We start from the raw sequence: 21,222 nt of genomic DNA, 5'->3' as shown, positions 1-21,222 counted from the left end.
AGGTTCCCTTTGGGCTACTCCGCCGTTCAAATTGAATATATTCCAAGAAAAGGAACTTCCCATGAAAAGCAATGAAGAACTCAACCTCCCCGAATCCCTCCGCTACACCGACGAGCACGTCTGGGTGCGCATGGAGGGCGGCGAAGCCGTCATCGGCATCAGCGATTTCGCACAGGATCAGCTCGGCGAAATCGCCTTTGTGGACCTTCCCGCCGTGGGTGTGCGGTTCGATGCCGGGAGCGACTTCGGCACGGTCGAATCCCTCAAATCGGTCAATCAACTGTATATGCCCATCCCCGGCGAGGTCGTCGCCGTGAACGAGGAACTGGAAAGCACGCCCACGCTGGTGAACGTCTCTCCCTATGGGGAAGGCTGGATGATCCGCATCCGTCCGGACGCATCCGCCGAATCCCTGCTTGATGCCGCCGGATACCGTGCCCTCCTCGGACTGTAAACCGTACCTTTCCCTTCTTTCACCAAACTGGGGAACGGCGGCCCCCGTCCGCCGAGAAACGCCGTTTTTGACAAAACCCGCCGTGCCCCGGCCTGAATTTCCGGGAACGCCTTCCCGCCTGAAGCACGATAGGGGCTCCCTTCGGGCCGTCTCCCCAGACCCCTCCCCAGTCAACCCCCACACCCCAAAGGACGCCGACAATGACCAACCTCGCCAGCCTGCGTGAACAAAAAGAACTGCGCTACGCCAAGAAAGGGCTGGCGCTGGCCCTGATGTCCGGCATGATCTGGAGCTCCGACGGCCTGATCCTCGGCAAGGGGCTGGCGGAAGAACCGTTCGGCAGCCCGGCGCTGTGGCTGTTCGCGCCGCTCCTCGCCGCCGGGCTCCATGACTTCTGCGCCGCGTGCCTCTCGCTGGCGATCAACGGCGCGCAGGGCAAGGGCCGGGAAGTGATCCGGACACTCCGCAGCAAGGCGGGGCGGGCCTGCATCTGGGGGGCGCTGCTCGGCGCTCCGCTCGGCATGGGCGGCTACCTCATGGCTCTGTCCATGGCGGGCCCGGCGTATGTCCTGCCCATCACGTCGCTTTATCCCGCCATCGCCGCGCTGCTGGCCCTCGTCTTCCTCAAGGAGCACGTCAGCCTCAGGGCGTGGGGGGGCCTCGCGCTGTGCGTGATCGGGGCCATCGCCATCGGCTACACCCCGCCGGAAGGGGCCGGGGGCGGCCTGTTCTATCTTGGGATCGCCTTCGCGTTCCTCGCGGCGTTCGGCTGGGCCGCCGAGGGCGTGTGCGTCACCTCGGGTATGGACTTCATCGAGCCCGCCGTGGCCCTGAACGTCTATCAGATCGTGTCCAGCCTGCTCTACGCGGGGATCATCGTCCCGCTGGCCCTGTGGCATTTGAGCGCGTCCGCGCCGGGCTGCGACATCCCCGGCCTGCTGGCCCGCGCGTTTTCGAGCCCCGGCGTGGGGTGCTTCGCGCTGGCTGGCGTTGTGGGCTGCATCTCGTACCGCTGCTGGTACAAGGCCATGAACATGGCGGGCGTGAGCCGTGCGATGGCCCTCAACATCACCTACGCCCTGTGGGGCGTGCTGTTCGGCGCGCTGTTCACGGACGTCGAAATCACCCGCAGCCTCGTGATCGGGGCCGCCGCGATTTTTGCGGGCATGTTCCTCGTCATCGGCAACCCGCGCGACATCATCAACCTCCGCAACGTAAGCTCATGAAACACCCCATCCGATTGACCATCGCGGCGCTGCTGCGCGACGGCAAGCCCCGCACCGCGCGGGACGTCTTCGAAGCCCTGCGCCCGCAGTACCCCGGCGAACGCCAGCTTTCCCCGGACGCCGTGGACGGCCATTTGCAGGCGCTCAAGGCCGTGGGCATCGTCCGCATCGCCGAGGAAACGCTTGAGGCCGGGACGCTCACGCAGCGCTATGCGCTCAGCGAGTACGGCAAGGGCCGTGTCGAGCGCTTCCTGTAACGCCGAAAAACGTATCCGCCGCCCGGCGAAACCCTTTTTGCAAAGGAGTCCCCCATGTCCTGCTGTACCCCGACGAACCCCTCCGGCGCTTCCGGGCTGTCCGGCGCGTGGCCCGGCTGCGCACCGGCTATCTGGCCTCGAAGCCCAACATTTCCGCCTCCCGCGCGCTGGCGTGCACACGGCCCTCGAAACCTGCGGGCTGGCGGACTGGGAAACATTCCGGGAGCTGGTCCCGCATCTGGATCTGTTCCTTTATGACATCAAGCACATGGACAGGCCCACCGGCGGCTCACGGGCGCGTGCAGCCGGCGGATTCTGGACAACCTGCGCGTGCTGTTCCGCATGGGCAAAAAGGTTCTGATCCGAATGCCGCTGCTCCCCGGCCTGAACGACGATCCCGCCGGGCTGGAGGCGGCTTTCGCCATGCTGCGGGAGGAAGCGGCACAAGGGGCCGACATCGCGGGCGTGGAACTGCTGCCCTAACCGCTATGGGGAGGGCAAGTACCGCCAGCTCGGACAGGCTACACTTGCGGAAAACCCTATCCGGAGGAGCGTCTGGAGGAACTCAAGGCCTTTCTCGCGGCCCGGGGCACGGAGGGATTGACCTTGCGGCTTGTCCGGAACGCGTGAGTCTGTGCTGGAACACGCTGAAATTTTTACAAGGGAGGAAAAACGTGGGGAGTCTCCAGAAACGTTTTCCCTCCCTTCCCCAATATTGCCTTAAACCATGATCCCGCCGGGGGTGAATGTGGCCGAAGCGGACACCGCCACGGACGGCAGAGCGTCGATGCGCGCTTTCCAGTGGATGAGCTGGGCAAGGAACGCATTGATGGCGGCTTCGAAGTCCGGATAGTCCGTGAAGGCGTCAAACCGCTTCCAGAGCACGATTTCCCCGGTGCGTTCCCAGACGGAGAGCGCGCCGCCGTCCGTCTCGGCCCCGAGGAACGAGGCAGTGAGCAGGATGCGGAGATTGTCGGGATTGGACAGGCAGCCCCCGTCCCCTGCGATCCCGTGCAGGATGACGGCATTGCCGTCCCGCTCGATGGTCACGTCGTGCTCCCCGTCGAAACGCAGGGTGCAGCGGCCTTCGTCGAGAGTCAGTTCGAGTCCGCAGGCTTTTCCGAGATCTTCAATAAGTGATGCCAGTTCCATAATCTTTCCTTATACGGCTGTGGGAGTGTCGTACCCGCGCCCCTCGGTGGAAGGGCGCGGGGAGGGAGGTTCATTATGCCAACGGATCGAGGTAGTACCGGGTGAGCAGGGGGAACATGTCCGGATGGGCGCGGAGCTTGCCTTCCACGAAGGCGAGGAAATCTTCTTCCGCGTCAAGGGCGAGCTGCCCGGCCACGGCTTCGGACGCCGCGCGCTGGACATGCACCATGTCCTCGGCTTCCCCGGCCTGAATGAGCTTCATGCGCAGATCGCGGGTTTGCGTCAGAGGGTCGGTCATGCGTGCGAGCAGGTCGGCTTCCTCATGCAGAGCTTGGCGCAGATTCTGGTACTCGGGGACAAGGGCCTTGGGGCCTTCCTGCTCCCCGCCGCGCAGGAACGGGAAATACTTGAAGTCGAATTCCGTCACCCGCCCGATGTCCAGCGAGTCCGCAGCGTTGAGGAGCATGGATTCCAGCGTGGGGCTGGCGTGCCCGACGATGGCGGCGGTGAATTCGCGCTCGTAGTCGTCCCCGAACGTGTCCGCCCCGAAACGCTCGTGCATCTTCTCAAGGGCCAGCCGGGCGCTTTCGGCTTCCTGCTCGGGCGTGTCCGCGCCGTTGCGCTCGCGCCCGGCGTCGTGCCCGGCTATGCCGCACAGGAGCGCCGTCCTGTCCACGGTATGCCCCATTTCCTCCATGAGCCCCGCCATCGTCGACGCGAAAATGAAGGCCCGGCAGATGTGCCCGCGCCCGTGATAGGCCGCGCCGTGATCAAACGCGCCGGGGCGCTCGTGATCGTGATAGATCGGCAGCATGGACAGCAGGAAATCGCGGTGCTGCGCCGGGGTCGCGGCCAGCTTGCCCGCTTGGGCGGGCGGGAAGGCCGGACGGGCGGGGAACGAGGCGTCGAGGGTGTCCGCAAGGCCCGGCAGGGCGGCGCGCAGACGGCCTCGGTCGGCCTGCGGGATGAGGGACAGTTCCCCGGCAAAGGCCGCCGGGGGTTCCGCCCTGCCGCCGAGCGCGGCGCGCAGGCCGGACTGGAAGGCATTGAAGGCCAGCGCGTCACGGAATCCGGCATCTTGCGGGAAACCGCGTTCGGCATCCCCGAGCCGGAGGAGCACGCCGGAAAGCCCCCGCATGGCGGGGCCGTTCAGCCGCTCGGCGACCCGGCCGGACACCTCGGGCGAGGCGTCGCGCATCAGGGAAAAGGCCAGCCCGCCGAACGCCTGCAACAGCCTGCCTTCGCCCGCGGCATCGCGCTCCTCTTCAGGCATCGCGTCGAACGAACGGCGGAACGAGGCCGCCGCGCCGCCGAATCGCGTGAGCATCGCCTCATCATCCAGCGGTTCGTCTTCCGCAGGGGCTAGGCCGTTCAGAACCCCGGCCCCCTGGAGCGCGGCGGAGGCCAGCGCCCGGAACGCCTGCCCGCTCATGGGCGGATGCCCCATGACGAAATCCCTGAGCGTCGCCCGCTGCGCGGGGTCAGCCGTCAATTCTTCAATGGCGGCAAGGGAATCGAGGCGCCCTTTGCCCATCACGTCAGATACGGCCTGCCACATGGCGTCTTGCAGCACGTCATCCTCCGTGTGCTGCCCTCTCAGGGGAACATGCCGGTATTGTTCTACATAGGCGGCAAAGGCTTCGCGGACGTTTTGCGCGTCCCCGCCCGCTACGAGGGGCACGGTGCCGAGGATGCGGGAAACCGCCGCTTCGCCGGGGCGTATACTGAGCATCTGGCTGATGAAAGCCTGAAGCCCGGCGTCGTCCTGCTGCACATCGTGGAGCTTCGCGTCGATGCGGGCTTGATCGAGGTGCGCGGCGTAGAACGCGCGCTCTTCGGACCTGACGGTATTTTTGAGATCCAGCTCCGGAATCTGCTCTTCAATGCGCACAGGGATAACCGCGCCGCCGAGCTGTTCCCGGATGGCGGCAAGTTCGGCCCGCTGCTCCGCCGAAAAAGCGTCCATGTCCGCGGCGGCGGGCTGCTTGCCGCCGAGCACGGCGACCACGGCATTGAACCATGCCTTTTGAGCCTGCGGGAGCTGATCGAGCCCGAATTCCTTGTTGATGACGATTTCCGCCACATCCCGGGCGAAAACGATGGGGCCGTGCACTTGTGCTTCGATGTAGTTGCATTCGCTGGCGACGCGGCCCATGCCGTGCTGCTGCCTGTCCAGCGCGGCGCGCGCGAGGCTGACGGCGTCCATGTCGCCCAGCTCGGGGAGCAGGGTTTCGAGGCTGTCGAAAGAGGCCATTGCCTTGCGCGTGGACTGGGTATCCTTGAAAACCTTGATGAACAGCCCGGCGAGGGCGCTGTTTTCGTCGTCCTCGAGCCCGAACAGCTGGAACTCGTTCTTGAACAGGTCCGCCCGGAATTCCCCCTTGGCGGCCATGCCGTCGAATATCGCGTCGAGGCGCCGGCGGAGCTCGCTCCCTTCGGTCATCAGATCGAGCTTATGCGCCTCGCTGATGCCGGGGGAACCCGGAAGCAGGTCAAGGACGGCCTGACGCCCCGCTTCGGTATAGCGCAGGCGCAGCGCGACGAAGGTATCGTCCACGGTGTAGGTGGCGCGCCGGGCGACTTCGGGCTTGAGGTGCAGGGCCACGGTGCCGTAGGTGGGGGCCGCCCCGGTGCGCTGGCGCAGGAGGTTGAGCGCGGCGTAGGTGGGGCGCTCGTTGGCTACCGCCGGGCGGTCCTCGCTCAGTTCGGGGAACAGCCCCCGCTCCACGTTGTCGCGTTTCTGGATGTAGCCCGCGCCTTTCACGTCGATGGCGGCCTGACGGCTGGCCTCGTCGGGCGCGGCTTCGATGGAGTGGAAAATGTGCTCCCACGCCCCCCCTGCCTTGAGCAGGGGCTTGGGCCCGTTCATGCCGAACAGGAAGCCGAGATCCACGTTGATGGTCAGCCCGGCGGAGCGGAGCACGTCCCCGAACTGCCTTGCGTCGATGTTTCCGAGGTTGCGGCGGCTGGCCATATCGGCGACGAGCCCGCCCACCCGTTCCCGGCGCGCGGAGCTGTCGATGGCCACGTCCATGAGCACGTGCATACTCACGGCGCTCATGTCCGCCGGGGCCTCGTGGGGCCGGGCGGCGCCCATGCCTTCGATGCCCGCGCCGTACTGGGCGGAGAGGGGGGGGATCTGTTCGGGCTGCGCGAGGCCCTGCGCGATGATGATGCGGTTGCTCGCCTCTTTGGTGACGAGCGCTTCGAGGCTGAACAGGTTGGCGGCCGCGGCCATGACGTCCTCATTGCGCGGATTGGCGCTCATTTCGGCTTGCAGCGCCCGCTTGAGCAGACTCATTTCCGGGGAAAGGAACTGCTGGTAGGCGTTGAGGAGTTCCGTATTGGAAAGGCTTTCCACCTCGGGCGCGAAGGCGGCGATCACGGCGTCGTCCATCGTGCCGCGTATTTCTCCCAGCGTGCCCAGCCGATTGAGGTGGGTCTGCATGGACTTGGTCGCGTTGAGGAGGGCCTTCGCGTCCAGCTTGCCGTCCGGAGAGGCCAGCGAACGGAGGGCAAGGGCGGCGTTTTCACGCGCACCGGTTTTGGCGTTGACCACTTTGGTGGCGGTTCTGAACCCGGCGAAGGGAATTTTGTTGCCTTTGATGGCGTCAAGGCGGACGGGCGGATTGGTTCCAAGCTGCACGCTGTGAAGGCCGAGCTTGCCGACGGAAGGAGAAATTCCCGTGGCCTGCGGCTGTTGCGCGCCGTTGATTCCATGAAGTTGCGACATGATGAGGCTCCCTCGTTTCTGAAAAGGGTGTACGATGTTTTCCTATGCAGCAAGAAGCGGACCAGAGCTTTGCCGGTCCCGGAGGCCTGTCCGGGAGGGGCTCGTGTGCGGGGCGGAGGGGCCCCTGTGCCCCTGCCAAGTGCTGTGCGGAGGCTGGTTCCCGCTATGGGGCAGGGGCGACCGCCTCCTCTCATGCCGAACGGCTGGTTTCCGTGTGCGGGGCAGGGGGGACCGCTCAGGGAAAAGGGACGTCGCGGCAGGCTCTGCTGATCCGGGGGCGGACGGCGCTATCCGGAGCAAAGGCCCGTTCCGCCGGAAAGCGTCTTTTTCGGCAGAATCCACACCGTGTTGCGGGGCATCGGAACTGTTTCCGAGCGTTATGTCTCTTTAAATTTGAAAAGGTATAGGGCATTTTCCCTTTGACTGAAAGGGGGCTCGGGCAATCCGCAAAAACAGGAAACCGCGGCGGGCCATGCGCAGGCCCCCGCCGCGGTTCATGGTGAGGGCGGAAGAGAGCGGGTGTGCTGCAAGAAGAAGGCGTTTTGCCGCCGTTCCCGCTCGGGATGGGCTCGGCGGTCGGCGCTTTGGGGGAAGCCGGGAACGGTGCGAAGACGCCGCGCATTCCGGTTTGTTTCCCGGAGGCGCTGCCCGTGCCCGTGCCATTGCGGGCCGCCTTTCCCGTGAGGGCTTTTGCAAAAAACAGACAGGATCGCCCCGGCAAGAGGTGATCCTGTCTGTCTTTTGGGAAAGGGGGCGGCACGCTTGCCTGCCCCCCTGAAGGCGGATTGCCCGCCGCTTACTTCACGAGGCCGAACGCCTTGTCCTGTTCGCGGCGCAGGCGGAGCAGCGTGGATTCTTCGGGCATGTCGAGATCGCCGAGGGTGATCAGTTTCCCGGCTGGGACGTCCCTGCACAGCGTCCGGTGGCTGAGCAGGTAGAAGGGCAGGGCCGCGTCCGGGCCGATGGCGGCGGCGGGGTTGAGGACGCCTTCCACGCCGTCGATGGTGTGGTGGTGGCCGCCCATGTCAAGGACGGTCCCCTTGGGAAGGTCGCGCACGGCGCGCCCGCACAGGTCACACAGCGGGCGCAGGTTGCCGCCGCCGGTGGCGTGCTTCATGAGGGCCGCCGCGAGGACGCTGGTGCCCGTTTCCACGCCGAGCAGGTGGGCGGGATGGTACAGCGCGGCGTAGCGGTCGTTGCGGCTGCACGGGTGCCCCTTGGCCTTGAGCACCTGCCACGATTTTTTGTCCTTGCATTCCACGACGATGAAGACGCCCCCCGCCATGCTCGCCTCGTCGGGGCGGCGGAAGCAGTTGAAGATGTCGAGGCGCCCCGGCGCGTCGAACAGGCCGCCGTCGGCCTTGGGGCAGAAGAGATCGGGCATTTCGTCGATGCGGGCCACCGGCGCGTGGAACAGCGGGCGATCCGGCATCATGCCCGTGGCGTTGGCGACCACGGCCATTTCGCAGAGGTCGGGCACGGAACGGTGCGAGAGCGAGGTGAGCATGGCGCGGCGCTTGCCGACGACCTCTTCCGCCGGGCGGTCGCCGAACTGCCACAGCGAGCCCATGCCGGGGGTGGCGATTTCCTGCTTCTGGCCGGGGCAGAGCACCATGTCGCGCGCGGGATCATAGATGAAATCGTATTCGCTGGATTTGCCCGCGCCCACGATGTTCATGCCGAGGACGCGGCCCCAGCTGATGAGCCCGATGAGCAGGCTGGGCTGGTCGCCGTCGCCGGTGGTGTAGACGAGGCCGCGTTCGGCCGCCTTGCGCGCTAGGATGGAGCCGACGACGGAGTCGGTTTCCTTGGAGACCATGACGACGTGCATACCGCGCTCGATGGCAAGCTCGGCGGCGGCTGCGCTGGCTTCGGGCGCTCCGGAGCTTTCCACCAGCACGTCGAGGGGGAGGTCCGCGATGCATTCGAAGCTGTCCACGACGACGTTGAAGCCGTCGGCGTAAGCCTTCTTTGCGTCCTCGGCGGATTCGCACACGCGGACCTTGGAGGCGGGGATGCCCGCGTTTTCATAGGCGTCCACCGCGCGCTGCACGGTACGCGTGCACACGGCGGGGACTTCGAGCAGGGGCATTCCCTGCGCCTGGAAGAGGAAGGACGCACCGAATTCGCCCGCGCCCGTGAGGCAGGCCTTGACCGGGCGGTGGATGGACGGATTGAACAGCGATTCGTAGAACATGATGACTCCCTGTGGTTGCGGATGAAAAGCAGGCTCCGGCGGGAGCGCGGCGCGCTCCAAGCGGAGGGAATCCCTTCGCGGTCAGTTGGCGTTTGCGAGAAGGCCGAGCGCCTGCATGAAAAAGTCTTCGCCGCCGAAATTGCCCGACTTGAGGGCAAGGGCAAGGTGCGGGGCGCCGGGGTTGGCCGGGTCGAGCAGCGTTTCCGTCCACGGCACGCCGGGCGCGATGGTTTCGCCGATGCGCAGCGCGCGCACGCCAAGGCGGGACACGACCGCGCCGGAGGTTTCGCCCCCCGCCACGAGGATGCGCCTGACGCCGGTTTCCACCAGCGCGGCGGCGATGTCGGCGAGCGCCCGCTCGATCATGGCTCCGGCGGCTTCCCTGCCGAAACGGGCCTGCGTGGCGGCGACCCTGTCCGGGGAGGCCGTGGAGTAGACGATGCACGGCCCTTCCGGGCAATGCCTGCGGGCGAAGGCGACGGCCTCGGCGACGTACCCGCCGTGATCCTCGGCAAGGGCCAGCGGATCGAGGGCAAAGCCGGGGCGCTGCCGCGTGAACCGCGCCACCTGCGCCTGCGTCGCCTGCGAACAGCTTCCGGCGAGCACGAGCGCGAGGCCCGGCGCGTTGACGGGGGCCGGGGGCACGGGGCCGTCCGCGCCGATGCCGAAGTTGACGCCGAGCCCGCGGGCCACGCCGCTGCCGCCCGTGACCAGCGCGTGCCCGGCGCAGGCCGCGCCGATGGCCCGCAGATCCGCGTCGGACAGCGCGTCGCAGACGAGCCACGGCGTGCCTTGCGCCGCAAGTTCATCCATACGGGCTTTGACGGCTTCGACGCCTTCCCGGACGGTTTCCAGCGGAACCAGCCCGCTTTTGCGCGAAGACTGCGCGTCCATGAGCCGGATGAGGTTCGCGTCGGTCATGGGCGTCAGCGGGTGGCTGCGCATGGAGGTTTCGTGCAGCAGCCTGTCGCCCACGAAAAGGTAGCCCTGATAGACCGTCCGCTTGTTTTCGGGAAAGGAGGGGCAGACGACCGCGCGGTCGCCGCCGAGGGCTTGGAGCAGGGCCTCCGCCACCGGGCCGATGTTGCCCTTGGGGGTGGAGTCGAAGGTGGAGCAGTATTTCCAGAAGAACTGGCGGCAGCCCGCGGCGCGCAGGGCTTCGAGCGCGGCGAGGGCCTGGCTGACGGCCTCATCGACGGGGACGGTGCGGATCTTCAGGGCCACGACCAGCGCGTCGGCCTGTGCGGCGGCTTCCGAGGCCAGCGCGGTATCCGGCACACCCAGAAGCTGGATGGTGCGCATCCCGTTGCGGCTCAGGGTTTCGGCAAGGTCGGTGCCGCCGGTGAAATCGTCGGCGATGCAGCCAAGAACGGCAGTCATGGGATCAGGCTCCTTTGGGGGGAAGAAGTTCGGCGGCCTGCTCAGGAGTCAGGCAGCGCACGGGCAGGCCCCGCAGCGTCAGGTAGAGGCGGCAGGTGGCTTCCAGCTCCTCCGCCGCGTCCAGCGCCTTGGTCAGGCTTGCGCCGCCGGTGATGGAGCCGTGGTTGGCCATCAGCAGGGCCGTGCGTCCGGGGGCGAGGCGGGCGACGCCCGCGCACAGCTCCGCCGAGCCGGGTTTCGCATACGGCGCGACCGCGAGGTGCCCAAGCTTCATGAGCTGGTAGGGCGTCAGCGGCGGCAGGGGGCTGCCGGGGTCGAGATCCGCCAGGCAGGAGACGGCCACGGCCCACGGCGAATGCAGGTGCACCACCGCGAGATGATCGGGGTTGGCCTTGTACCACGCGAGGTGGAACGGCACTTCCTTGGTGGCCTTGGGGCCGCTGACGAGCGCGCCCGTTTCGTCCAGCAGGGAAAGGTTCCCGGGCGTCAGCTCGCCGAAGGGGATGCCCGTGGGCGTGGCGAGGATGCCCCCCTCGACCCGCAGGCTCATGTTTCCGGCGGAACCGCCGGTTAGGCCGCGCTGGAAGACGGAGCGGCAGGCTCCGGCAAGCAGGTTCCGGCCGGTTTCGCAGTCAGGGCAGGTACTCATGGTTTCTTCCTTGGTCTTCCTTGCACAGCGGCGTGCGCCCACGGGCGGGGACGCCGGGGCCTTCCGGCAAGGCCGCGCGATTCCACTTCCGGGGGAGGCGGGATCGGCGGCCCGGCCCGGTTACGGCCTGAATACGATCTTGATGGCGGCATCGTCCTTGTCGGCGAGGTCGAACCCGGCCTTGATGTCGTCCAGCTTGAATTCGTCGGTGATGAGCGGCTTGACGTCGACGAGCCCCTGGGCCACCGGGCGCAGGGCTTCCGGGCACCAGACATAACGCTGCTGCCAGGTGTGGTGCACGAGGCAGGTGTTGATGAATTCCAGCCCGTCGTCGTGCCAGCGGCTGATGTTCAGCGTCACCGGGGTGGTGACCCAGCTGTAGAACACGAACTTGCCGTTGTGTTTGATGATCTCGCTGGCGGTGTTGAAGGATTCGGCGGTTCCGGCGGCTTCGACCACCACGTCCGCGCCGAGGCCGTTGGTCAGATCCTTGACGGCCTCGATGACGTCGTCCTGTCCGGGGTTGAGGGTGATGTCCGCGCCGAGCCTGCGGGCGAGGGCCAGCTTGCCTTCAAGAACGTCCACCACGATGACGCGGTACGCGCCTTTACGTCTGGCGCACTGGGCGATGATCTGCCCGGCGAAGCCGCCGCCCATGACCACCACGGTGTCCCCGAGCTGCACCCCGCTGTTCAGGCCGGAATACATGGCGCAGGAGATGGGTTCTCCCAGCGAGGCGATGTCCATGTCGAGGCCATAGGGCACGGGCTGGAGCTGGAAGGATTTGGCGGCGAAGTATTCGGCGAAGTTGTTGTTCCAGCCGAAGGCCATGACCTTGTCGCCGACCTTGTAGTCGGCCACCCGGCTGCCCACGGCAACGACCGTGCCGCCGCTCTCGTGCCCGAGCAGGAAGGGGAACTTGGGGTCCTGCCGGAATTCGGCGGTCTTCGGAGGCAGGTAGCCGCGGTAGAAGTTTTTATCGGAACCGCAGATGCCCATGAGGTGGTTCTTGACGATGATGTCGTCCTCGCCGCAGACGAGTTCGCGTTCGATGAGTTCGATGTCGCGGGGGCCGTTGAGGCGGGCGGCCTTGGTGACGAAAGTATCCATGTCCGTTCCTTTATGACGGGGAGAGGCGGGGACGGTTTTGATGCGTTCCCGCCTTTCCCATGCCATGCGTCCTTGCATGGCGCATTGGGGGCTCCGGCCGCCGGGGGGAGGCAGCCGGGCCCGCCCGTTGGTTTAGATGATCCCGGCGAAGTGCAGGATGACCGTGATGGCCGCGCCGGTGACCCCGGCCACCGTGGAGCCGCCGCCGACAGCGCGGATGCCCTGCCGGATGTCCATGTTGGACATGGTGACGGTCACCCAGAAGCCGGACGAGTTGGCGTGCTTGAACATGAGCGCGCCCGTGCCGCAGGCGAGGAAGGCGGCGAGCGGCGAGATGCCGAGCGCGCCGAGCATGGGCTCGACGAGGGCCGCTGCGGTCATGACGCCGAGGGCGTTGGAGCCGGTGATGACGTGGATGAGCGCGGCGATGAGGATCGGGATGATGATGCCGGGGATGCTGAACTGCACCACGGTTTCGGCCACGGCGTTGGCGACGCCCGCGTTCTTGATGAACGCGGCGAGCGCGCCGCCCATGGCGGTGACCATGATGGGCATGGCCGAGGAGCGCAGGGCGGATTCCACCCAGTCGTTCATGACCTTCTTGGAGCGCCATTCGGCGCCGGTGAGCACCAGCGAGAACAGGCAGCCCGCGAGGAGCGCGGCGAGCGGCGAGCCGACGAACTTGAAGACCTTCGCAACGGTCGTGTCCGGGAACATGGCGTTGATGCCCGTGTTCAGGAAGATGAGCACCAGCGGCAGGATGATGGGGGCAAGCGAGGTTCCCACCGAGGGGAGGGGCTTGTCCTTCGAGGCTTCGGCGGACTTGATGTATTCGTCCTGCGGGGCCACGGGTTCCTTCAGGGTGAGGCAGTACAGCCCGGCGGCGAAGACGGAGGGGATCGAAATGAGGACGCCCCACATGATGGCGTCGCTGAGCGGCAGGTGGAGCAGCGCGGCGGCGGCCACGGGGCCGGGGGTCGGCGGCACCAGCGAGGCGGTGACGAGCGCGCCCATGTATAAGGCCGTGCCGTAGGACATCATGGATTTGTTGGTCTGGAGGGCCAGATTGGACACGATGGGGATGAGCAGGATGACCACGGTGTCGGCCCAGATCGGGATGCCGAGGATGGCGGAGGCCAGCAGGATGGCCCAGAGCACGCGCTTTTCACCGAAGAGCTTGACGGTCGCCTTGGTGATGCTGACGGCGGCTCCCGTCTCTTCAAGGACTTTACCGAGGATGCATCCGAGCACGATGACGATGGCGATGCTCTTCAGCGTGTCCGCCATGCCCTTGTTGATGATGCCTTCAATCTTGTCCCACGGGGTTCCGATGGATATGGCCAGAATGATGGTTGCGACCAGAATACTGGTGACGGGGTGGATCTTCCATTTTGAGATGAAGAGTATCATCAGCAAAATACATACGGCAAAGGCTACCAATACGTAGGCACTCGACATTTCTATCTCCTCCGCAATAATAGAAACAGACATTCTCTCCGGGCGTTATTTAGCAAGTTCGGTGCCAGAGCGGTGACGGCAGTGTGCCGGGCGCGCGCCTTCCGGAGCCGCCGGATGGATTTGGCAAACATCGGCGGCCTTCTGAGAGACGTTTGATTGTTCAAACAGAGCGGGGGGGACGGGAACGCGGCGCACCCGCGAAACGGCGGGGAGGAGGGCGGCGGGCTGTTGCAACGGAATACGGATGCAACGGATCGTTGCAACATATATGCAACAATCCGTTGCGGCGGCGGCCTTGCGCCCAAAAGGGCAACCTGTTGGATGTACTGGTTATTTCTGTATATATTTCTGGAGTTTGCGCCATAGTGTGGTTCGGTCCATGCCCAGTTCGCGGGCGGCACGGGTCCGGTTGCCGCCGCAGGAGCGCAGGGCCGCGAGCAGCCTGTCCTTTTCGTTGTCCGGCCCGGAGGCTTGCGGGGCCTCGGGAGGGAAGGGCGCTGGCGTTGCCGCAAGAAGGGGCGGCACTTCCTCGATGTCCTCGGGATGCAGGGCCCTGTTGAGATCCGCGGAGGTCAGGACGTCCCGGTTGCGGCGCAGGACGGCCGCCCGCTCGACGACGTTGCGCAGTTCCCGCGCGTTGCCCGCGAAAGGGTATTCCCGGAGCAGGTGGAGCGAGTCCGGGGCGACCTCCGGCAGGGCCTCGCGGTTCTTCCAGCAGAATTTCTTGAGGAAAAAGTGGAACAGCTCGATGACGTCCTCCCCCCGTCGGCGCAGAGGCGGGATCGTGATTTTCAACACGTCGAGGCGGTAGAGCAGATCCTGCCGGAAGCGCTTGGCGGCGACGAGCTTGTGGAGGTTGACGTTGGTCGCCGAGATGATGCGCACGTCCACGGCGGTCACCCGGTCGTCGCCGATGCGCCGGACCTCGTGCTCTTGGAGCACGCGCAGGAGTTTGCTCTGCATGTTCAGCGGGATTTCGGATATTTCGTCGAGGAACAGCGTCCCGTTGTGGGCCAGTTCGAAAAGCCCCATCTTGCCGCCCCGCGTCGTCCCCGTGAACGCGCCCTCCACGTAGCCGAACAGCTCGCTTTCAAGCAGGTTTTCAGGCAGGGCCGCGCAGTTGATGGCCACGAACGGCCCGTTGCGGCGCTGGCTGGCGTTGTGGATGCCCTGCGCGAACAGTTCCTTGCCCGTCCCCGTCTCGCCCACGATCAGGATGTTGGACGAAGCGGCGGCGTAGCGGCAGGCGTCCTCGATGGTTTCGTCGATCAGCCGGCTGCAATGCACGATGTCCGAAAGGTGGTGCTTGGCCGTCAGTCCCTTGTTGCTCAGCTTTTTGCGGATGTGCCCTTCGAGCTGCTGGACCTTGTCCACGTTCTGGAAGCTGATGACGACGCCCGCCGCGATCCCGTTGACGGCTACCGGCGTGCAGTCGAAGGTGATGGAAACGCCGCGCACCTTGCGCACTTCGCCCTGAATTTCCGCGCAGTCGCGCATCGCCCGGCTGAAGCTGTCCTTCATGCAGGGGAAGGCCGTTTCGAGGGGCACGTCCTTGAGTGGGGCGTCGCGCATGAGGCAGGCGGCGGGATTGTCCAGCCGGATGATCCCGGAGGCGTCCACGTAGAGCAAGCTGTCCTTCACCGACTCAGTAATGATTTTATAGGTTTCCGTCCGGATACGCTCCTGCTGGACGAGGGTGACCGTCCGGATGGCCTCCTCCAGCGACTGCGCGTAGGTTTCCCGGCCCGTGCGCAGCAGGATGGCGGGCAGCCCCAGAAGGCCCGCGTCCTGCTGCACGGAATAGCCGCCGACGATGACGTCGCAGCCGTCCTGCTTGGCCAGTTCCAGCGCGTGCCAGATCTCCGCCGCGCATTCGGGGATGTAGACGCGGATGTCGCAGCCGAACATGCCGGAAAACTGCTCGATCCCGTTGAAGGCGTTGTAAAAGCCGACGAAACCGATGCGCCGCGTTTGAAACCGCCGTTGGCATTCCTGGATGGAACGGATGACGTCGTAGCCGGAAATGGCGATGTCGATGACGGGGACGCCCAGTCCCTGCGCCTTCAGCCGCCGGGCGGAATAGCCCCGGGCGATGATGGCGTCGCAGTCGTGCAGTTCCGAGAGGTCGAGCCTGTCCACGGTCGCGGTGATGATGCGGTTGTCGATGCGCCCGCGCTGAGGATGGGCCGCGATGACATCCTGAACGATCCTTTCCATTTCCGGATAAGGGGAAATGCTGACGATACGGATTTGAGGCAACGGCATACGCTCCTGCGCGTTCGTTTGAGGGTCACGGGGATTATACATGTTGCCTTTCAGCAACAAGGGTGGGCGGGACGGGGCCCGCCGGAAGGCCTCTTCGAGGAAAGGCCATCCGGAAACGGAAGCCGCGCGGGAAACCGCCGGTACGCGGCACAGCCTCCTCACGCGGGAAGATCCGCCGGCGCTGCCCGCGTACGGAGGCCCTAATCCCGCAGCCGTTCGTCGGGCTCGGCACAGGCGTCGTGCAGGGCCTGAAAGCCTCGCCGAGCCTCCGCCTGCGAGGAGGCTCGGACGGCGTCGAGTTCGTCGGCATGATCGCACAGGAGCCTGGACAGGTCGCCGTCAAGATGGCCCTGCTTCACCATGCCCTTCACGATGCGCAGGGCCTCGGGCGGCGCCATGCCCTTGCGGTAGGGCCTGTCTTCGGTCAATGCCGTGAACACGTCCGCAATCGCCATGATCCGTGAGGGGAGAGGGATCTCCTCGCCCTTCAGGCCCAGCGGGTAGCCCTTGCCGTCCAGCCGTTCGTGGTGCCCGCCGCCCCAGACGCTCACGCGCTCGAAGCCGGGTACGGCGTCCAGCCACAGGCGGCTGAGGTCGGCGTGGCGCTTCACCTTGGGGAATTCCTCGTCGGTCAGCTGCCCGGGTTTTTCGAGCAGCGCCAGCGGGATGCCGAGTTTGCCGATGTCGTGGAGCATACCCGCGACGAACAGCGTGTCGAGGTCATCCTGCCCCATGCCCGTCAGACGCCCGAGCGCCACAGCCATGTGGGCCACACCCGTGGAATGGGTGGCGGTAAAGGGGCTGCATGAGTCGATGATGTGCCCGAACAGGGTGCTGAACTGGATGGTTTCCTGCGGCGTGAGGATCTGATCGCCGTAGCGCCGCCGGACGAAGGCGGGGAGGCGTATGTGCGCCCCGGCGAGGTCATTGAGCGTTTCCTCGTCGTGCAGGATGTCTTGCATGGCCTCGATGTGGTCGGGCGAGTAGATGCCGGGGCGTCGTTCGCATACCCTGCGATCCGCGCCCTCCACGGCCTCCCGGAAATCGTTCTTGGCGCGCAGATCCACATCCACGCGATCCGCGATGTTGATGAGGCTGCCTTCGCGGGCGGCGAGCCCCCTGTCATATGCCTTTTCCCAGTACATGTGGTGGAAGCGCACCCGCTCCGCCTCTTCGGCCAGCGTGGGGCAGTTTTGCAGGAACAGGCAGCCCGCTTGCGGATGGAGATAGCGCTCGCGCTCGAAGACGAGATCTTCCGCACTGGTTTTCAGGGGGATGACCCCCACGTCGTGCATGATCCCGGCGAGGAAGAGCCGTTCCCGCTCCTCGGAGGGAAGGCCGAGGCGTTCGGCCAGCCTGTCGAGAAGGAAACCCACTCGCCTGTGGTGGCCGGTCAGGGCCGGATGAACCTGGTCCAGCGCGTTGGCGAAGGCCAGAATCAGATCATAAAGCTTGATGCGCAGTTGCATGGCGTACCCGAAGAGGAGCAAAGATGGCCGCCGGCGCGGGCCATCGGCGGAAGATTGCCGGAGAATATGGGGTCTGCCGCAAATGTCAACGGGGGATATGCGTAACGTGTCCATCGGTATGGACGAACCCGTGGAAGAGATCATCCCTTCGGCCTCAGTGCCCGGCGGCAGGAACGTGACCGGAGGCGGCCCTGCGCGGGGGCGTGGACACCGAAGGCCCACTAGCCGTGGCTGGGCGCATCGTAGCCGTGGCGTTACGGAATCTATCCTTCCCGCAGTAAAGCACATGGCAGCGCCCGCAACCCGGAGTTGCCCCAAGACGTGTCGTTGCCCCATCCCGTAAGAAAAAGGGGGATTGACGATGCCAACTGTTGTGTCTGGCGATAAAAACAGGTATATCATCACGGATAGTTTCAATCGAAAGAGAGGTGAGGCCCTTGTTCGAAGGGGTTTCGGCGGGCATAGCGCCAGTGTGAAGCGGCACAACGGCCTTGAAGATCGGAACCGCTACGGGAGAGGCCCGTGGAAGGGGCCATGCGCCGCAGCTTGTTCCGGGATGAAGGCCGCTCTTTTTTGTTGAATCGCTTTTTGGACAGGAGCGTTGTATCATGCAACCAGTCTTGCGCCCCGCGCGGATGTGCGATGCGAAGAAGATCCACGGTTTGCTCATGGAATGTTCGGCGGAGGGCCTGCTGTTGCCGCGTTCGCTGTCGAACCTGTACGGCCAGATCAGGGATTTCCGCATTCTGGAAACCAGCGGCGGGGAATTCATCGGCTGCGCGGCGCTGGCGGTGATCTGGGAAAACCTGGCGGAAGTCCGCTCCCTCGCCATTGCCAAGCCGTGGCGGGGGAACGGGTTCGGCAACATCCTCGTGGACGAGTGCTGTAAGGATGCCCGCAGGATAGGCATCGACCGGGTATTCGCGCTGACGTATCAGGTGCGCTTTTTCGAGCGGAACGGCTTTGGCGTGGTGAGCAAGGATCTGTTGCCCCAGCGCGTCTGGATCGTCTGTGCGAACTGCCCCCGTTTCCCCGACTGTGACGAAGTGGCGGTGATGCGCCACCTGGATGCGGGCGGCGCCTGAAGGCACGCCGGGCTCTGAGGGCGTAGGCTTCGCCATATGTGTAAGCCGTTATTTGCCGGAGGGAGGCATCGCGGCACCGCCTTTGCGTTGTGAGGGCGGGCCGCTTCCTTTTTTCGTTGCTGAAAGTGTTGTGCATCGCCTCCGGGCTGCAGGGCGGGGACGATAAGGGGCCAAGGCTGGGCGAATTCCGCCAGCCTTGGCCCTTTTCCTTCAGTGTCGGTGCGCCGTTAGGCGGGCAGGCTGCCGCGCAGGAAAACGCCGCGCCGGGCGTCGTCGAGGATCTTCCCGTCCTCATAGGCGACTGCGCCGCGCAGCAGCACGGTGCGATGCCTGCCGAGGCAGCCCATGCCCGCGAACAGGCTGTAGTCCACGGCCATGTGCTCGTTCCTGTCGGGGATGATCCAGTCGTCTCCGGGATCGACGATGACCACGTCCGCATCCGATCCGGGGAGGAGGGTTCCCTTTCTTGGATACAGGCCGAAGCATTTCGCGGGGTTTTCGCACAAGAGCCGCACAAGGTCGGGGATGGCGACGCGGCCCTTGGCAATCCCTTCGTTCCACGTGACGCAGAAAAGCGTATCCACGCCGGGCGCGCCGTGCGGGGCCCGGAAGGTTTCGGCAAAGAGCGGCTCGTTGGCGGCGGTGGCGTGCCCCGCCGCGTCGGAAGCGACGACCTGTATTTCGCCGTTGCGGATCGCCTCCCAGAGCGCCTCGCGGTCTGCCTCCTTGCGCAGGGGAGGGGACATCTTGGCGAGGTTGCCGCGCAGCGCAAGCTGGCTGTCGTCCAGCGTCAGATAATGGGGGCAGGTTTCGGCGAAAAGCGTGGGCACCGTGCCCCACTTCCTGAACAGCCTGATGGCTTCGAGGGATTCCTTGCAGGTGACATGCGGCAGGTAGATGTTGCAGCCCGCGACAGAGGCCAGCGAAAGCACGCGGAAGATGGCCTCGGCCTCGGAAATGTTGGGATGCGTCGCGGGGTAATCGCGGGGGTGCTCCCGCCCCTCGGCAACGGCCTTGGCTTCCAGATATTCAAGGATGGCGTCGTTTTCCGCATGGAAGGCGAGGAGGGCCTTTTCGCGCGCGACCAGTTCCATGAGATGCAGGATCTGGTCGTCCTCCAGTTTCATGCCCCGCTTCCTGTAGGATGTGAACGCCTTGAAGGAAATGACCCCGCGCGCGACCAGTTCGGGGATGGCTTCGTCGGCCTCTTCCATGACGTTGGCGGTCAGGGTGCAGTGCAGCCCGAAGTCGATGCAGGAACCGGTTTCCCCTTCCCTGATGAAGTCGTCGATGGCCTGAACCAGCCCGCCCTGTTTGCCCCATGCGGCGACGGCCCCGATGTAGGGGATGACGGTGGTGACGCCGCCGGACAGGGCCGCCCGCGACAGGCGGTCGATGCGGTCTGCATAGACGGGGTGGTTGTGCGCGTCGATGATGCCGGGCAGCACGTAGCGCCCGGAGGCGTCGATGACCCGGTCGGCCCGCACCTCGGAGCCGCGTGGGAGGAGGCTTTCCACCCGTTCCCCGGAAATGAGGATGTCCAGCGGGCGCATGGTTCCGGCATCAACGACGATGCCGTTTGTGATCAGAGTCGTACTCATGGCGTGTCCCCAGTGAAGCACCCCTTGCCTTGTCCGGCGGCCTGATGGCTTCCCCCTCCCGTTGGCGGGAGCCGCCCCTCATGCCGCCCCCGGAGGGGTTCCGCCGAGGGGCGCGTCGGGGCGGTTCACCTTGCCGCTTCATCCCATCCCCGGAGGGGCCTCCGGCAAGGGCATTGCGGGAGCCCGGATGCCTCGCGGCAGCGCGGCGGGCGCTTCCTGAACGGGCGCTTTGCCGGGGGCGCGGGCGAACCGGCGGGTCAGGCGACGGGCGCGGCGGAATAGCCTGAGGTCATATCCCAGACGGCCTTTTTCAGATGCTTCACGATGTTTTCCACACCGTACTCGCGGATGACGGAACAATGCCCCGAAAGGCTGATGGCCCAGAGCCCGCCGTGCGGGGTGAGGATGGGCACGGCGACGCAGTGGAGCGAGTCGCTGATTTCGGAGATGTCCTCGGCGTATCCCTTTTCCTTGGCGGCGAGCAGGTCTTGCTTGAGGCGCGCCCCGTCCGTCAGGGTATGCAGGGTGTAGGCCGTCCGCGGGACGGTGGCGATGTATTCGTCGATTTCCTCTTCGCTTTTCGTCGAGAGGAGAGCCTTGCCGAGCCCCGTGCAATAGGCGGGGAGCTGCTGGCTCAGATCGATGCGCGTGACGCAGTTGCGGGGGTATTCGCGGCGCAGGACGAGCACCTGCTTGTCCATGAACGTGGCGAAGCTGACCGTGGCCTGATCGAACGTGGCCACCAGTTCCCGCATGTACGATCTCCCGGTTTCCACCATGTCGATCTTGCTGCTCACCATGGCGCCGAGCTGCACCACCTTGAGCGTCACCGAAAAAAGCCCCGTCTGGTCGTCCTTGCGGACATAGCCGAACTCGATGAGGCTGTTGAGGAAGCGGTGCACCGAGCTCTTTTGCAGAGACAGGGCCTTGCTTACCTCAAGGGCCTTGTGCGGGCCGTTGGCGCAGAGGAATTCCAGAACGTCGAAAACTTTTTGTGATGATGTCAGCATGGGAATCTCCGGAAAGGGATATGCGGCGGCGGGGAAAGCTCCGTCCTCCGGCGTGAAAGTATGCCTACCCGTCATGAGAAAGGCAATACGCTCCGGCACCTGAAAGCGTTCCCCCGCCGTCCGTTTCGGCGCAGGGATCCGAGTATTGTTTCCGCAGCCTGTTATGGCTGCCCCGC

Annotated in this window: 16 protein-coding genes; 5 read left to right on the top strand and 11 right to left on the bottom strand. The window is 65.5% G+C overall.

The genetic code is table 11. The features are described 5' to 3' along the window. Positions 1-61: 61 nt before the first annotated feature. The 4 genes from gcvH (at position 62) to T370_RS24945 (ending at position 2,298) form a co-directional block, all read left to right on the top strand. Positions 62-454, top strand: a complete 393-nt coding sequence (gene gcvH, locus T370_RS0107915) for a glycine cleavage system protein GcvH (protein ID WP_005030006.1) — start codon at positions 62-64, stop codon at positions 452-454. A gap of 200 nt (positions 455-654) precedes the next feature. Next, positions 655-1,680: a DMT family transporter gene (locus T370_RS0107910; protein WP_016361097.1), complete on the top strand. Its 1,026-nt coding sequence runs from the start codon at positions 655-657 to the stop codon at positions 1,678-1,680. Continuing rightward, the gene (locus T370_RS0107905; protein WP_005030000.1) at positions 1,677-1,937 is read left to right on the top strand and encodes a hypothetical protein; all 261 of its coding nucleotides are present in this window, start codon (positions 1,677-1,679) and stop codon (positions 1,935-1,937) included. Before T370_RS0107910 ends, T370_RS0107905 begins: the two co-directional genes overlap by 4 nt. 172 nt (positions 1,938-2,109) lie before the next feature. After that, positions 2,110-2,298, top strand: coding sequence for a hypothetical protein (locus T370_RS24945; protein WP_156034375.1), 189 nt, complete (start codon positions 2,110-2,112; stop codon positions 2,296-2,298). Between the two features lie 359 nt (positions 2,299-2,657). Here T370_RS24945 and T370_RS0107890 read toward each other — a convergent pair whose 3' ends face one another. The 9 genes from T370_RS0107890 to T370_RS0107845 all read right to left on the bottom strand — a co-directional run bounded on the left by T370_RS0107890 (position 2,658) and on the right by T370_RS0107845 (position 17,350). Continuing rightward, complete coding sequence (locus T370_RS0107890; RefSeq protein ID WP_029435380.1) at positions 2,658-3,089, bottom strand: CesT family type III secretion system chaperone; 432 nt, start codon at positions 3,087-3,089, stop codon at positions 2,658-2,660. Positions 3,090-3,162: 73 nt separating this feature from the next. Beyond that, on the bottom strand, positions 3,163-6,822 hold the full coding sequence (locus T370_RS0107885; protein WP_029435379.1) for a DUF3626 domain-containing protein: 3,660 nt from the start codon (positions 6,820-6,822) through the stop codon (positions 3,163-3,165). 796 nt (positions 6,823-7,618) lie between these two features. Beyond that, positions 7,619-9,019, bottom strand: coding sequence for an NAD(P)H-dependent oxidoreductase (locus tag T370_RS0107875; protein ID WP_029435377.1), 1,401 nt, complete (start codon positions 9,017-9,019; stop codon positions 7,619-7,621). Positions 9,020-9,100: 81 nt separating this feature from the next. After that, positions 9,101-10,399, bottom strand: a complete 1,299-nt coding sequence (gene otnK / locus T370_RS0107870; protein ID WP_029435376.1) for a 3-oxo-tetronate kinase — start codon at positions 10,397-10,399, stop codon at positions 9,101-9,103. A gap of 4 nt (positions 10,400-10,403) precedes the next feature. After that, positions 10,404-11,048: a class II aldolase/adducin family protein gene (locus T370_RS0107865; protein ID WP_029435375.1), complete on the bottom strand. Its 645-nt coding sequence runs from the start codon at positions 11,046-11,048 to the stop codon at positions 10,404-10,406. A 120-nt stretch (positions 11,049-11,168) separates the two neighbouring features. Continuing rightward, the gene (locus tag T370_RS0107860; protein ID WP_016361094.1) at positions 11,169-12,158 is read right to left on the bottom strand and encodes a zinc-dependent alcohol dehydrogenase; all 990 of its coding nucleotides are present in this window, start codon (positions 12,156-12,158) and stop codon (positions 11,169-11,171) included. A gap of 132 nt (positions 12,159-12,290) precedes the next feature. Continuing rightward, positions 12,291-13,616, bottom strand: coding sequence for a GntP family permease (locus T370_RS0107855; protein ID WP_016361093.1), 1,326 nt, complete (start codon positions 13,614-13,616; stop codon positions 12,291-12,293). A gap of 330 nt (positions 13,617-13,946) precedes the next feature. Further along, positions 13,947-15,881, bottom strand: a complete 1,935-nt coding sequence (locus T370_RS0107850) for a sigma 54-interacting transcriptional regulator (RefSeq protein WP_029435374.1) — start codon at positions 15,879-15,881, stop codon at positions 13,947-13,949. Between the two features lie 200 nt (positions 15,882-16,081). Next, positions 16,082-17,350: an HD domain-containing phosphohydrolase gene (locus tag T370_RS0107845; protein WP_029435373.1), complete on the bottom strand. Its 1,269-nt coding sequence runs from the start codon at positions 17,348-17,350 to the stop codon at positions 16,082-16,084. Between the two features lie 608 nt (positions 17,351-17,958). Between T370_RS0107845 and T370_RS0107840 the strand changes: the two genes are divergently transcribed. Then, the gene (locus T370_RS0107840) at positions 17,959-18,435 is read left to right on the top strand and encodes an N-acetyltransferase (protein WP_005029978.1); all 477 of its coding nucleotides are present in this window, start codon (positions 17,959-17,961) and stop codon (positions 18,433-18,435) included. Positions 18,436-18,662: 227 nt separating this feature from the next. On the opposite strand, the gene T370_RS0107835 is transcribed toward T370_RS0107840, so the two are convergent. Together T370_RS0107835 and T370_RS0107830 are read right to left on the bottom strand one after the other, a co-directional pair. Beyond that, positions 18,663-20,036, bottom strand: coding sequence for a dihydroorotase (locus T370_RS0107835; RefSeq protein WP_029435372.1), 1,374 nt, complete (start codon positions 20,034-20,036; stop codon positions 18,663-18,665). Between the two features lie 257 nt (positions 20,037-20,293). Beyond that, complete coding sequence (locus tag T370_RS0107830) at positions 20,294-21,046, bottom strand: IclR family transcriptional regulator (RefSeq protein WP_016361089.1); 753 nt, start codon at positions 21,044-21,046, stop codon at positions 20,294-20,296. Positions 21,047-21,222: the final 176 nt, after the last annotated feature.

Origin of the sequence: Bilophila wadsworthia ATCC 49260 (assembly GCF_000701705.1) — a bacterium.
In the GTDB taxonomy this organism is placed as follows: domain Bacteria; phylum Desulfobacterota; class Desulfovibrionia; order Desulfovibrionales; family Desulfovibrionaceae; genus Bilophila; species Bilophila wadsworthia.
The sequence above is the reverse complement of the archived record's forward strand: the minus strand, read 5'-3'. Positions and strand labels throughout refer to the sequence as shown.